General features: G+C 48.7%; 11 protein-coding genes. 2 read left to right on the top strand and 9 right to left on the bottom strand.

Features of this window, described 5'->3' with window-relative positions; genetic code table 11:
- Positions 1-396 precede the first annotated feature (396 nt).
- From ACFO1S_RS13700 to ACFO1S_RS13660, 9 genes are all read right to left on the bottom strand, one after another.
- On the bottom strand, positions 397-2,109 hold the full coding sequence (locus tag ACFO1S_RS13700) for an ABC transporter ATP-binding protein (RefSeq protein WP_204605965.1): 1,713 nt from the start codon (positions 2,107-2,109) through the stop codon (positions 397-399).
- Between the two features lie 5 nt (positions 2,110-2,114).
- Positions 2,115-3,857 (bottom strand): ABC transporter ATP-binding protein, encoded by a 1,743-nt coding sequence (locus ACFO1S_RS13695; RefSeq protein WP_204605964.1) that lies wholly within the window; start codon positions 3,855-3,857, stop codon positions 2,115-2,117.
- Positions 3,858-3,870: 13 nt separating this feature from the next.
- Positions 3,871-4,329, bottom strand: coding sequence for a RidA family protein (locus ACFO1S_RS13690; protein ID WP_204605963.1), 459 nt, complete (start codon positions 4,327-4,329; stop codon positions 3,871-3,873).
- 44 nt (positions 4,330-4,373) lie between these two features.
- Positions 4,374-6,083, bottom strand: a complete 1,710-nt coding sequence (locus tag ACFO1S_RS13685) for an FAD/NAD(P)-binding protein (RefSeq protein ID WP_204605962.1) — start codon at positions 6,081-6,083, stop codon at positions 4,374-4,376.
- Positions 6,084-6,115: 32 nt separating this feature from the next.
- The gene (locus ACFO1S_RS13680) at positions 6,116-7,912 is read right to left on the bottom strand and encodes an NAD(P)/FAD-dependent oxidoreductase (protein ID WP_204605961.1); all 1,797 of its coding nucleotides are present in this window, start codon (positions 7,910-7,912) and stop codon (positions 6,116-6,118) included.
- An 18-nt stretch (positions 7,913-7,930) separates the two neighbouring features.
- Positions 7,931-9,430: a class I adenylate-forming enzyme family protein gene (locus ACFO1S_RS13675; RefSeq protein WP_378126950.1), complete on the bottom strand. Its 1,500-nt coding sequence runs from the start codon at positions 9,428-9,430 to the stop codon at positions 7,931-7,933.
- A gap of 18 nt (positions 9,431-9,448) precedes the next feature.
- Positions 9,449-9,670 (bottom strand): acyl carrier protein, encoded by a 222-nt coding sequence (locus tag ACFO1S_RS13670; protein WP_204605959.1) that lies wholly within the window; start codon positions 9,668-9,670, stop codon positions 9,449-9,451.
- Between the two features lie 89 nt (positions 9,671-9,759).
- Positions 9,760-11,070 carry a phenylacetate--CoA ligase family protein gene (locus ACFO1S_RS13665; protein ID WP_204605958.1) on the bottom strand — a complete coding sequence of 437 codons (1,311 nt, stop codon included), beginning with the start codon at positions 11,068-11,070 and terminating at the stop codon, positions 9,760-9,762.
- A 248-nt stretch (positions 11,071-11,318) separates the two neighbouring features.
- Positions 11,319-12,599, bottom strand: coding sequence for a hemolysin family protein (locus ACFO1S_RS13660; protein WP_204605957.1), 1,281 nt, complete (start codon positions 12,597-12,599; stop codon positions 11,319-11,321).
- A gap of 247 nt (positions 12,600-12,846) precedes the next feature.
- Between ACFO1S_RS13660 and ACFO1S_RS13655 the strand changes: the two genes are divergently transcribed.
- On the top strand, positions 12,847-13,641 hold the full coding sequence (locus ACFO1S_RS13655; protein WP_204605956.1) for an undecaprenyl-diphosphate phosphatase: 795 nt from the start codon (positions 12,847-12,849) through the stop codon (positions 13,639-13,641).
- A gap of 222 nt (positions 13,642-13,863) precedes the next feature.
- Positions 13,864-14,496 carry an SCO family protein gene (locus ACFO1S_RS13650; protein ID WP_378126948.1) on the top strand — a complete coding sequence of 211 codons (633 nt, stop codon included), beginning with the start codon at positions 13,864-13,866 and terminating at the stop codon, positions 14,494-14,496.
- Positions 14,497-14,516: the final 20 nt, after the last annotated feature.

Here is a 14,516-nt window from a genome sequence, read left to right as displayed (position 1 = left end):
TTTTAAGCGGAAGTAAGAATTCATCGAAGAAGGTAATGACATAACGGTCCTGTTGTATGCAGCGCTCAACAAATGAACTGAGTCTGGGGGATATGATTTCTTTCAACGTCTCTTTTTTGATTTTTTCCACCCAGAAGTTGGGGAATCGATGCTCGAAGACAATACAATCATAGAAGTTAAGCTCATAGCTTCCCCCCTCGGCCTCATAGCAAAACAGCTGAATATAGTTACTGTAAAACCATTGCTGAAACGAATCGTTTTCCATTGAAATCGTGGATAGAGGAAGACCATGATGCAATCTTCCGTAAATTGGAGGTTTGTGAATAGGCAGAATTTTCGAGTTCATCACCATACAATCCCCTCGTACGCTTTCGCGTTTCTATTTTTGATTTGTCTTTACGATTTATGCTCTTGCTTTAGGACAAGATTCCGGTACAGAGAATCTGTGCTCATCAGCTCATCGTGCGTGCCCTGCTCCAGCACCGCGCCCTGGTCAATCACGACAATCGTATCCGCATTCTGTACGGTAGATAAGCGATGGGCAATCATGATCGTAATTTGCTGGCTCCTTATTCTATTTATCTGCTCCAATACCTGTTTTTCGGAAATCGTATCCAGCGCAGAGGTCGCTTCATCCAAGATCAGAATCTCCTTATTTTGAATCAGGGCTCTTGCCAAAGCCAACCGCTGCCGCTCGCCTCCCGACAGCGTCACTCCCCGCTCCCCAATGACAGTCTCGTATCCCTGCGGCAAATTTTCGATCGTGTCGTGAATCAACATCGCTTTGCAGCAAGCCGTCATGTGATCGTCAGTCACGTCTTGATGCCCGAAAAGCAGGTTATTCCTGACCGTATCCGGAAACAGGTACGGCTCCTGGAATACAATCGTTATCCTCTTGAGCCAGTCCTTTTGTTTGATCTCGCTTAAGGGAATGCCATTGATTAACAATGCGCCTTCGGTAGGCTCGTAAAAATGAAGCAACAGGTTGGCCACTGTCGTTTTGCCGCTACCGCTTGGACCGACTAGCGCCGTTTTGCCGAAGGGGTTAAGGCTTAAGTTCATCTGCTTTAACACTTTTTTGCCGTTAAGATCAAGCGTAACGTTATCGAAAGCGATAGATTTAATAGGGGCCTTGAAGGACAAGCCTTCATCGGGTATTTTGTCGCTCTCGATGATGGCTCTAATTCGTTCTACGCTCGATGTTTTTCCATAGTAATCCATAACGAATTGGTAGATTCCATTAAAAGATTCCATCATAATGGCGGTGAACTGATAGGATATAAAAAACATGCCTACCGTGATCTCCTTGTCCAGAACCAGAAATCCGCCATATAAAATGACGAAGATCAGCGCCCCCCATTTTAAGGGATCGCTAAGCAATGTCTGTTTATTAATTACCTTTGCTTCATTTAACGCCGCTTCATAATACAATTCGAACTTGCCTTGATACTTGCGCTTCTCCCATTCCTGATTGTTGAATGCGATGACTTCTCGGGTCGAGGAGATTCCCTCTTCCAATTGAACGATAACATCTGATTTCTTCCTATTAACCGAAGCCAATGCCGATTTACGAAGATTGGCGAACTTTCTGCCAAAGTAAATATATAGAATCGAAAATATAACCATGCCTGATAATAAAGCCGCATTCATGCTGCCGAGTATAGCGATAATAAAAACAGAGCTGGCGATCAATTGAGCCAGTCGAGGAGGATCTCCGCTGGCTACCCATGCGCTGGAGTGCAAATCGTTAGTAAAATTGTAGACCAGCTTTCCTGTTCTTTCATTCTGCAATTGAAGGATGGGAAGCCGATAGATGTGATTCATGAATTCGGTAAACATGGAGGCTCGGATTCGATTCAAAGCCCGATGCATAAAATGCGGGCCTATCGTAAACAGCAGCGAGTAGGAAACGAACATAAGCCCTATTAAACAGACTAAGGGCCAGAATCGTTCGAAGTCCTCTCCGAATAGCACTTCATCAAAAAAGAACTGCAATAACCATGTGCCGGCAAGATTGGTTAGAGACTCGCACACCATGAAGGCAATGGCCAGAAAAAAGAAGGACTTTGCTGTTCGAATGTGTTTCCACATCCAATTAAGATTCGCCACGCCTCTCACCCCCTATTCCCGCCCGCCATTTGGTAGAGCAATCCTCTTTGGCTTGCCAGTTGCTCATAATTGCCGCTTTCCGCAATCTCTCCTTGATCGAGTACAATAATTCTGTCAAAATTCTCGATCGTGGAAAGCCGATGCGCGACCGCAATGACCGTCCGTCCCTGAAGTAAGGTCTCCAATGCCTTCTGCACTTCAATCTCGCTGACCGTATCCAATGCGGAGGTTGCCTCATCCAACAAAACGACGGCCGGATTGCGAATGATCATCCGTGCAATGGAAATCCGCTGCTTTTGTCCTCCGGAAAGGGTATGTGCCCGTTCTCCGACGATCGTGTCGTAGCCATCGGACAAATTGACAATAAAGTCATGCGCATAAGCGGCTTTGGCCGCAGCGATAACCTCTTGATCGGTTGCCTCGGGCCTACCGAATCTGATGTTCTCTTTCACGCTGCCGCCAGTTAAATACGTATCTTGGAATACATAACCGCACCCTCGCCGAATAGAAGCCAAGGACATATGCTTCAGCGGAATTCCGTCCAGCAGAATTTCGCCTTCGCCGGGATCGTAGAATCTTCCAATGAGCTTCAATATGGTCGACTTTCCTTGCCCGCTTGCCCCTATGATCGCTACATGCTCTCCCGGCTTAATCAACAAGTTAATATGCTTCAGCACTCTATTGCCCTTGACATAGCTGAAGGTCACGTCGCGAAACCGAATTTCACCTCGAATATTGTCCACAATAACGGGATCATCGCACTCCGCAACCGCGGGCGTAATTTGCAAAAAGCTGTACAGCTTCTCCGCCTGGAAGATCAGAATCTTCTGCTCGGTGATATTGGTGATGACGGCGGTCAGCTTCTGCATAGTAACGAAGAAATAGAGGATAAAGGCCATCAAAGCGCCGGCCGACAACGAATTCGATCTAAACAGAGAATAACCGTACATGATGATAAAGAGGCCGCCCGCATAATAAATAAGTCTGCGGTTGGTGCCCCGCAAATGATTGTACCAGTAGGTCCATATCATGCTCTGATTAAATCTTCTCACCCTGGCAAGAAAACGCTCAAAATCCCAGGACTCCGAGGAGCTGGCGCGAATATCCCTCAACGCAGAGATGGATTCGTAGATTTTCTGATTCTCGTCGATACGATTCTGTGAGAGAAGCTTGGCATTCAGGGACGCCTTTCTTTCCAGCTTAGGACCAAAAAGAAAATAGAAAAGAAGACAGGGCAACACGATCAAAGTCAGCTTTACATTGGTGAATGCCATATAAACCAGCGATACGACTGAGAAGATCAGATTCTCCAGCAGCAAAGGGAAGCTTTGTCTGTATAACTCCTGAAGCGCCGCAACTTCAGTATTCATTAACGATAACAGCTGGCCCGCAGGCGTCTTCTCGTAATAAGAAAAACCCAGCTTTCGAATATGCTCGAAAATGGATAGCTGAACATCTCTGGAGGACTTTTCCTGAAGCTGTCTTCGCAAAGTGTTTTGAGCCAGCGTTGCCAGCACAATGCAAACAATGATGCCTGCAAGTAGGCCGGTTGTCATTAGAAACTTCATGCGATCGCCGCTAGGTAGAATCGTATCTACAAAATATTGAATGAACTTGGGAATGGCCAGCTCCCCTATTGTCATTAGAGTGACAAAGAGAAGGACAAGCGATAACATGCGGCGATATGGCCGAAGATAGGATAGAGACCATTTGTAGACGGGCCACAGACGAGGCTTCGTTTTTTCCATAATCCGAAGCGCCTTATTCTTTCACTTCAAAGACCGATTCCACAATAATCGGAAGGTTGTCTCGAAGCGATATTGCCCCTAGCACCGATCGGGCGTGCGAGCCCATCCCTCCAAATACTTCCGTCATTAAATCGGAACAGCCGTTTAGCACAAGATGGTGATCCTCGAATTCGGGAGTTGCATTGACGAATCCTTGAATCCTCACCACGCGATTCACCTTATTCAGAGAGCCTAGCGCAGATTGGACCACGGCCAGAACCTCTAGGCCCGTCTGCCGCGCAAATCGGTAGCCCTCCTCCGTTGTATAGGCTGCTCCGAGCTTTCCCTTGGGATTCCCGGATGGACCCTTGCCGGAGACGTAAAGCAAGCCTTTAACAATTACGAAGTTGGCATACTTGGCCGCAGGCGCGCTTGCGGTCGGGAGCGTGATTCCCAGCCCTTGCAATCTTTGTTCGGGCGTTGCATCAATCATGATAGAAACATCCTTTCTATAATGGGGATTCAATTCGGCGATCGTTAAGTATTCACCCATTGCAGCTTCCTTACGATATCTGCCGCGCATTTATCGGCGTCAAGGAAGGCGCGCAGCCGACTTTCAGGCGACGGAATGTACAAATTCAGGTTTCGGCTGCCTTCGGTGATCAGACCTAATACATAAAGTAAAGGCTGCGATTCCTTGCTTTGCGAGATGGGATTGAAAGCAGGATTGATTGCGATGCCGCTGTTCACCTCCGAATTTAATCTCTTAAAGCGTCCGCTCCTAAACAAGTTATTAAGCAGTACAGACGACATCTCGGCGGGCATAGGTTGAACATAACCGAGAATGAGATGATCTGCGGTTCGGGTTGAGGCAGACTTAAGACTGGTCGATCTGGCCAGCCATTTTCCCCTCTGGAATACGATATCCGGGCTCTTGCCGAAAGGGTAGTGCAAGACGCCTGCTTCTACTAACGCTCTAAGCTCCTCTACCTTGTGTACGGGCGGCCCTACTGCCGTTCGATAGAGCATTGGCACAATATTGCTGTGAAAATCGACAAAGGAAGATTCGGTGAGCCCCCCGAAATCAACGGCATATCGAAAAAGATCCCGCAGTACCCGTACCAACTCGATCGCGCTTTTAGAAGCTGTACCTTGATTGGCTTCAAGGATATCCAAGCCATATTGACGAAGGACGGCTTGCTGATAAGCTGCCGAGTCTTCGTAACTGCGATTTTCTCCCCAAAACCGCAGCTCCGGATCAAACTCCAGTTCGGCTCCATTTTTAGAAGCAAGGCGATACAAGGAATGCATCTCTTGCCACAGAAGCGGTAGAATGTCCTGCCTGAAATCTATTTTTCTCTGTTCTTTTATGCGGTCTATGTTTTCTTTTGTCACAAAGGTTGGCGTATAAGCGCTCAAGTCATATTCCATTCTTGCAGGCCTGGACAAATAAGGCAGCCCGCTTCGCGAGCATTGCAGCAGGACAGGCTCGTTCCCGCTGGGCAAATAGGTTAATTTGCCGTTGCCCCGCCTCTCGAATTTTCCTCCATTGCCTACGGTCAAGCATGTAATCACATCGACAGAGGTAAGGCCCATTCCTTGTACGATAACGGTCTGACCGGGGAGAACAGTCGACAGCAGTCTTTGATAGGGAAACGCGTCGAGCGGCCTTCCTGCGGAGACCGGATCTTGCGCCGCAGATACGGTCTCCGCATGTCCGACAGTCACGATCGCGCAATCGACAACTAAAGCTTCTTTATTTCTTAGCCTAATGGCTTCTCGATCGCCCAACGAAAGGATATCGTCCGCATAATCGCGATGGATTCGCACGGTTAGATTCTCCGGAAGATGGGCGATCAGCGTCAGGAATACCCAATGCAGATAACGCCCCAGCCATGCCCGCGGTAAGAAGTCCGAACGCTGAACCTCCCTTTGGCTCCCATAATCATCCGTTTGATACTTGTTGGCGCGCAGCCATTCATAGAAAGAAAGCGGTTCGTACGGCGCTGTATGCTCCCCGTTAAGATAACGATGCCCGAATAGATCGATTTGCCCGCAAACCGTATTAAGCAGAAAATAATCCGGTGTATGCTGCTCGTATACGCCTACTCCCGGAGCTTTAGGCTCAACAACATGAATTTCAGCCCTCAAGCCCTTGCGATCTTCGCGGGAAAAATGATAGATAAGCCTTTCCAGAACAGCCAATCCCCAAGGTCCGCATCCGATAATCGCCACTGAATTGGTCAAGCCTTTGTTCCTCCATATTCATTCATATGAAATTAAGTATAGGTAAGCAGCCCGCTCCCCTTCGGAACGAAGTTGAAAAATCTCCGCAGCCTCTCGGGATGATAAAGAAAGTGCATCTTGTTGGCTTTGCCTTCGATCGCATCGAGGACCGCTCTTGCGATTGCGGGAGATTGGGCAAAACCGCCCGTATTGTGTCCGCCTGTCAGAATGAACAAGCCGCCCTCGGCGTTCGGTTTTACTTCTAACAATCCCAAGCAGGATGGAGTCCAGGGGCGAATACAGTATCTTGGCTCTTCGGGAATCAAGCCGTTACGCAGGCTTTGTTGATATACCTCCGGGAATAGGCTTTCTGCTGTCTCATGAACGGCCTTTGCGAGCGAATTCAAATGACCTTTGCTTATGTTGTTTGGGTTCAGCCCGATAAATCCGTGGCCTGAACTGAGATAGAGCAATGGCTTGCCGTCCGGTCCTGTTCCTGGAATGAGATTTGCTCCTGCAGCCGCCTCTTCGGATGCGTACCCTGAACGTCCGACTTTAATCGGATAACGCAAATTCAATTCGTCATTAGGCAGCGTGAGCCAGCACCCCAGCATGGAGCCAATCTGCTTGTCTGACGCCATGCCCTGCAGGAAATTAGCGCTGGGTACGCCGGGAGAAGCGACCACGTGCTTGGCCTTAATCGCTCTTTTGCTGCTTATGAGCGCCTCAACTCGTCCAGAAGACGTGTACTTAATGCTGCTGATCTCCTCCTCCCAATAGAAGTCTACGCCGGCCTCCCTCAAGCGGTTGATAAGCTGATGCGAGAATTTATGAATATTGAGTCCGAACCCTTTGACCTCTATCCCTCCGCTTAACCGTTCTTGGTTTAAGGCTTGGCTAAAGCAGGGAAGCTCCTGCTCGTAATCGGAGAGATGAAGCTCCCTGACATAAGCGCCGATCTCTCTTTCCGACTTGCGCCCCTTAAGCAAATCTCCCTCCGAGGAATAAACCCGGAATAGCCGCCCTATGTAGCCGGAATTATGGAACATCTCCGGATAATCAAGGATCATGCGATTCCAGCAATCATAGCTTTCACGATTGAATTGAATGATTTCATGCTGAATTTTTTCAAACATCCACTGCGGGTAGGCCTCATATTCTCTTATCCATTCCAAGTCCTCTTCCTGAAGAAGCTCAGGTGGACAGCTCAGCCATCCATTGGTCTCCACAAGCTTGCGATACCGATCATTGGCTGCTTCATCCAGCGGGGTTCCGTGATAATGATGCTGCCTCGACTCATTGAAGGAAAAGATTCTGGCGTCATTTCCCGCGAAGGTGCATCCGTATTTTCGCCATTGCTCATCCTGGGTTGGCTCGGGTGTTGCGGAATAGATGCTCACCTTATAGCCGTTCTCTACCAGCGTCATGGCAGTGATAAGGTTCACGATTCCGGCCCCGATCAGTGCGACGCTCGAATCGTAATCTCTCTCCTCGATAGGCTTGGGAATATAGGCTTTGTTGGCATGCATCTCCTCCAAATATTGCAGCGCCTTTACCTCTTGAATCGTTGGGTCGGAAGCGCAAATGACGATCGCGCCGGGTACGTTCTGCTCCCCGGTATCCGTTATCCAGATCAGCTGTACGCACGAATCTACCAACCGGCTTTCGATCAGTCCTTGAACCCGAAGCACAAACTCGATCTCCCGAGAAAGGAGAGCCGTTGCGCCAACTTGATGGATAGCGGCGACCAGTTCATGATCTGGCATCATTAAAAAATCCGTTCTTTCAATCAGCGGAATGCCTCCGGTAGAGTACCCCTTGCTCTTAGGGTAGGTTGTAACAATACTCATGCGAGCCCCCCTATCCTTCTAATTTTGACTTAGGGTGAACCGAGCCAATTTCCCTGTGGACGTCTTGGGAAGCTCATCCATGATGTACCACTTTTTCGGAACCTTATAGGCCGAGAGCCTTTTGAGACATCTTCGCCGCAGCTCTTCTACGTCGATGTTCATTCCTTTGCGTAAAGTCAGATAGGCAATCGGGACTTCGCCCATCAGCGCATCCGATTCTCCGAGAACGATCGATTCTTTGATTTCTTCGAAATGAGCAAGCATCTCCTCTACTTCCTCCGGATATACGTTCGCTCCGCCGACAATAATCATATTTTTCTTCCGGCCGGTGACGGTCAGGCAGCCGTCTTCATCGATGTAGCCCAGATCCCCGGTATATAGCCAGTTATCGATGATCGTAGCCCCTGTCGTTTCTTCATCCTTGTAATAGCCTCTCATGACGTTTGGACCCTTTACCAGAATCTCGCCAATTCTCCGTCCCGAATAGGTCGAATCCTGAACATCCGTCACCTTTACGATAACGCCGTCCACCGGCTTGCCGCATGAATACTTGGTGTCGCCGCGTCCCATCATGCTCACGCGAGGGGAAGCTTCCGTAAGTCCATAGGTTTGAACAATTTCCGCGTTACGGAAAACTCTTTTTGATTCTTCGAACAGCTCCGCAGGGACAGGCGCTCCGCTTACGACCACGAAGTCGATATGATCTAAATCCGCTTCATGGGCTTCGAGCTTCTCCATCTCCTGAAATAATTGGCGAAGGATCGTGGGTACCGCGGAAAAGCAATTGCTTCTTTTTTCTTTCAAGTGAGCCAGGAAAACCTTAGGAACAAGCGGCAGGCTCATGATGGACAGCTCGGCGCGAAACAGCATGCCGGCAATCATTTGCGTCGTGATTGTCGAGCTGAAGTGCATTGGCATAGTCACGCAGAAGTTATCGCTCTCCCCCAGCACAAGTCGATTCCCATGCGCCAATGCATTGGTAACTATATTATCGTGGGACAGCATCACGACCTTGGACTTCCCTGTAGTACCGGATGTGGGCATTAGAAAAGCGATGTCGTCCTGAGCAGCGGATATCGAGGATAGAATTCGTTGCTCCCGTTCAAGATCGCTCTCGGACAATACAATGTTCGAATCGAGATCGGCCATAGCTACCCACATCACGTTTGGATCGATGTCGGAGGGGCGTGGAACATTGCTAATGCAGATCTTTACATCGCAATAAGTCAATATTCCGTTCAATTCGTTTCTTGAAGCGGTGTACGCGATGGGTACGACGGCATTCCCGTTTAACAACGCCCCAATCGACGCAAATACAAAATTCGGATCGTTATTGAAATAAAGCGCAACATGCTCGCCCTTCTCTACCTTCAGTCCTTGCAAGTGTGCGGCTATCCGTTCGCTTTCGGCGAATAACTCCCGATAATTCCATGCTCTTCGCCTATAGGCGATAACGTTTTTCTCCCAGCTTCCTCGACAGGCTTCGACTATTGCCTTTACAATATTCAGAATGATCACCACGAATCATCGAATTTTTTAAGGTTGAACCGTAAATTCAGCTTGAGTCAGATAATCTTCGATCAATGCAACTGTACGGAAGTTATCGAATAGCAAGTCATCATCGGGAATCGCTATGCTGAACTCACGCTCAAGATTTACAATTAAATTGAGGAACGCCACTGAATCAAGACCGATTTCCAAGAGATCGGTCTGTTCATGATCGGGGCTCGGCAACCCCATCTCTCCAAGCACCTTCATAATTCTCTCTCCTGCAGCTTCCATACCTTATACAGCTCCTCCGAAAACGTTTTCTTAATACCGTGCAAAAAAACGCTTCAATCAAGCTCTTATCCTTGAATCCTGGACAAAAATGAATAATTTTTACCTTCGAATACGGGATCGTCTGCGGATTTTTGCAAGAAGTTAAACACTGCGCCTTCTCCGATTCTCAACGTCGCGTAGTGTGTGAATGATTCCGTGAGCCGCTCGGTAAGGGCTTCATGAAGCATGAGATATACATCAAAAACGTCCGTTGAGGTTTGAATAATTTTATAGCGAATGATATTTTGGACAACGTCCGAGTATCCGCTGGCTACGAGATCGCTGAATACGCCCTTGAAGAGACTGACCCCGTTAGTGAGCGTATTGTCGTTGGTTAATCGGTGAATAAGGTTAATTTTCCGTGCCTCGTAAAGCTCTAACACTTCGTTCTCTAAGCCGCAAGCGCATTCTAGACGGGATAAACGTCCAATGTCGCCTAATCTATATCTGATAAAAGGAAAATGCTTGATAGGCAATGCAGTTATGACGACTTCGCCATAGTCCGATGAGCCAGGCTGAATTAAGTCACCCGTCTTCATATCTATAATTTCTACATGCACTTCATCAGACAAATGCAGATTGCCTTCTCTACACTCGTAGGCAATGTTCCAAGCTTCTCTGCAGCCATAATTATTAATGACTCTTGTTCGAAATCTTTGCGAGATTTTTTGCTTCTGTTCTAGCGTGAGCACCTCGCTATTCGTTTCAATAAAGCCCAGCTCCCAGTCCTCAAGAGAGAAGTGTTCCCGTTCTATGAACTTGGCATATTCGAATATATCCGAAGGACTGCAATGAATAATTAACGGCTTGAACTCGTCCCTAAGATAATGCAGTACTTTGGAAATATTTTGCGAGTGCAAATTCCTCATATTATCCACGACTTTTTTCTGACTGCTGTGGGAGTGCAGCAGACAGAACAGGTTGCTTTGATTCACTCTTGCATCGATGGCCCTGCGTTGCTTCCATGCGGAAAGAGCCAGTTGAAATCTTTCTTCCTTCGTTTTATAGCACATAATAGGCAAGCCGCTTGATCCGGTTGTCACTTCAGCGATAAGCAGATCTTCTCTGCGGCTCTTATCGATTCGTTCGGAATAGAACTGCTCCGCGTGATTATGCAAAAGCGCCTTTTCCGTAATAGGCAGCCGAGCTAGCGCTTGAACAGGATCGTCGTACGTATCCGTCGACTCAAGAAACTGCTTATAATACGGCACGAAATGGGTGACCTCACGAATCAAATTCGATAGCTTTTTTCGTTTACTCAATTCAGCGCTTTCCCCCTCTATCATCGAATATTTATATTTCGGATGGAACCGAGATTTATTTTCAAGCACCTCCAATTCATTTGGCGACCTGTAACCTCTCTGAGAGATATAGATCACTTCTATAAGAAATGGCACAAATATACATTTCATTATAACTTAAGGGAATGTCGATTGTTGTTGTTTGATGTTGTCGAATAAGAAAAAACAGGATTTATGATTGATTGAGTCGCTTCCGCAGATAAGTCCGGCCCGGACAACGCAAAAAAGCCAAAGGATAACGATCCTTTGGCGAGTCTGCTTACTATTCAAGGGTTGCCCCTTCTCTAAGCTTGTCTAATCTCCAGCTTTCGAATCCGATGCTTGTCCCGCTCCCGAACGATGAAGCGAAGCGATTCGAAGCTCCATTCCGTGCCCTTGGCCAGATCCGGCTGCTGGTTGTACAGCCAACCGCCGATGGTGTCTACTCCCTCATGCTCCAGCGCAATTCCCAGCAGCATATTGATTTCGTCGATCGGCGTCAGGCCGTCTACCAGATATTTGCCGGCAGCCAGCTGTTCGATCGGCTTTTTCTCGTCGCTGTCGAATTCGTCGCGAATTTCGCCGACGATTTCCTCCAGGATATCTTCAATCGTGATCAAGCCCGATGTGCCGCCATATTCGTCAAGGAGAATCGCAAGATGGACCTGCTCCTGCTGCATTTTGGGCAGCAGGCTCTTGAGCGGAGTCGCTTCGGGCACTGTCATGGCAGGCTGGATCAGCGAACGAAAATCAAACTCGGGATTGTTGTCATACTTCAAGAAGAATTGCTTTGTATTCATAAACCCGATGATATGGTCCTTGCTCTCTCTGGCCACAGGAAACCGGGTATATTGCTCCTTCTTTACGATGTTGAGCAGCTCGTCAAGCGTCATATCCTCATATAGACAAACCATATCCGTGCGAGGCACCATGATTTCTCTGGCCATCAATTCATCGAACAAGAAAATCCGGTTCACATAGCCGTATTCCGTGTTGTTGATTTTGCCGCTCTCGTAGCTTTCCGACAAAATAATGCGGATCTCTTCCTCCGAGTGGGCTTCCTCATGCTCGCTGGCCGGCTTCATACCGAATAGGCGCACAAGCGTATTCGCCGAGCCGTTCAGCACCCAGATGAATGGGTACATCACCTTGTGGAACAGAATAATGAGCGGCGCGGTAAATACCGAGATCGCTTCGGCCTTGTGAATCGCCATCGTTTTCGGAGCGAGCTCCCCGAGTACGACATGAAGAAACGTAATCGATACGAAGGCAATACCGAAGGAGAGGATATGTCCCGCCTTCTCTCCAACGCCCCACTGCTCGAATAAGGGATAGAGCAGCTTCTCGACGGTCGGCTCTCCCAACCATCCGAGACCCAGGGCCGTAATCGTAATCCCCAATTGACATGCGGACAGATAACCGTCCAGATTACTCGTAACCTTCTGCACTGCGAGCGCGTTTTTCTTCCCTTCTATCACCATCTGGTCAACCCGGCTGGGGCGAAGCTTAATGACGGCGAACTCCGTAGCGACGAAAAATGCGGTTAGAACGATAAGCACGGCGACGAGAAACAAATTGAGGATCAATTCAGACTTCCTTTCAAATTTTATTAAAGGTATTAGAGGTTTATACGAAGCTGAAGAGCAAATGTGTCAAATTTCGGATGGAACTTCATCGAAAATCACGATATCCCTCGATAGTTGTACACAAAACTGTCGCATTTGTCCCCTTGACTTCTTTTCAACAACTTGCTTCATCCTGAATCGCTTTTTTGTCTTTATTTTTGTCATGCTACAATGAGGCGATAGATGTTATGTTGAGCGAGGGATAAGAATGGACATATTAAGCGCAATTATTATGGGAATCGTGGAAGGCTTGACGGAATTTCTGCCCGTATCGTCGACTGGACACATGATCATGACGGCAGACCTGCTTAATCTGAGCGGCGACAAGCTTAAGACGTTCGAGATCGTCGTGCAGCTTGGAGCGGTGCTTGCTGTAGCCTTGCTCTATTGGAGGAAATATATGCAGATTCTACGTCATTGGCGCGACGTCAAGACGGAGAAGAGGCTGAATCTCGTCCATCTGTTTCTGGCCATGGTGCCAGCTGTCGTCATTGGGCTAGCCTTGCACAGTCTGATCAAGGAATATTTGTTCGGGTCCCAGACGGTGCTGATCAGCCTCGTTGCGGGCGGGGTGCTTATTCTGATCGCCGATCGCAAGAACCGCAAAATAACCGCCGAGACGATGGACGATATCAGCTATCGCCAAGCCTTCGGAATCGGACTTTTTCAGTGCTTGGCGCTCTGGCCGGGCTTCTCCCGTTCCGGGTCGACCATCTCGGGGGGAATGCTGCTCGGAACAAGCCAGAAGGCCGCCGCCGACTTTACCTTCCTAGTGTCCGTTCCGATCATGTTCGGAGCCTCGGGCTTGGATTTGTTCAAAAGCCGCGATTTGCTGGCCTCCTCGGATTTGGGCTTTTTCGCGGCCGGACTTGCAGCCTCGTTCATCGTGGGCCTGATCTCTGTCGTGACGTTCCTGAAGGTCATTAAGAGAGTCCGGCTTTCGTGGTTTGCCTACTATCGCTTTGCGATTGCGATTCTGTTCTTCCTGCTGGTCGTTCGATAAGATCCGCTTTACCTGCGAAAATTCTTCAGTGCCAAATGAAACAGCGGTCAGGGAGCCTATTCCCGAGCCGCTGTTTTTTTCGTTCGCGCGCAGCTCTCCGAAGTGTCATCGTTCGGCCATAATCCCGGCTCACTATAGCTATATCGAGTCATTTTATCGCGGATGAAATATACCTATACTCGAAATGTCGGCCAATGCCGGCGAGAATGAGGAGGTGAGAGCTTGCCTGAGGATTCCGCACAAGCCGGCAAAAGGAGCTACGTATTCCCATTGGCTTTACTTGCCATCGTCATCGGCCTCGGAGCTTATTTCATCCTGGACGCCAACAATTCGGGCCCTTCCCTGCCCGTCGTCAAGCCCGCGCCCGATTTCGAGCTGCGCGATTGGGACGGATTGCCCGTGGACTCCGGCAAAAACAAAGGCAAAGTCGTCTTGCTTGAGTTCATGTTCACCAGTTGTCCTGACATCTGCCCTCTGACGACTTACAGAATGGCTCAGCTTCAGGAGACGCTCAAGCAGCGGGAGCTGTTCGGCACACGGGTTCAATTCGTCTCGGTCACATTTGACCCCGAACGCGATACGCCCGAGGTGTTGAAGGCGTATGCCTCCCGAATGAAGATGGACACTGCCGGTTGGGACGTCCTACGGGGTGATATCGGGCAGGCCGAAAAGATTGCCTCCCAATACGACGTTACGGTTCAGGACTTGGGGGAAGGTCAATTCGTGCATACGGTGACCTCGCTGCAGCTGATTGATGCCGATCAACGTATTCGCAAGGTATACCCGATGGGCGACGAATTGAACAAGGATGAGGTTCTCGCCGATATCGAGAGCTTGCTTGAGGAGGGGGCTTAAGCCCCCTACAAGAGGAGGGA

Source organism: Cohnella boryungensis (genome assembly GCF_042651945.1).
Classification (GTDB): domain Bacteria; phylum Bacillota; class Bacilli; order Paenibacillales; family Paenibacillaceae; genus Cohnella; species Cohnella boryungensis.
This window is presented reverse-complemented; position numbering and strand designations above follow the sequence as displayed.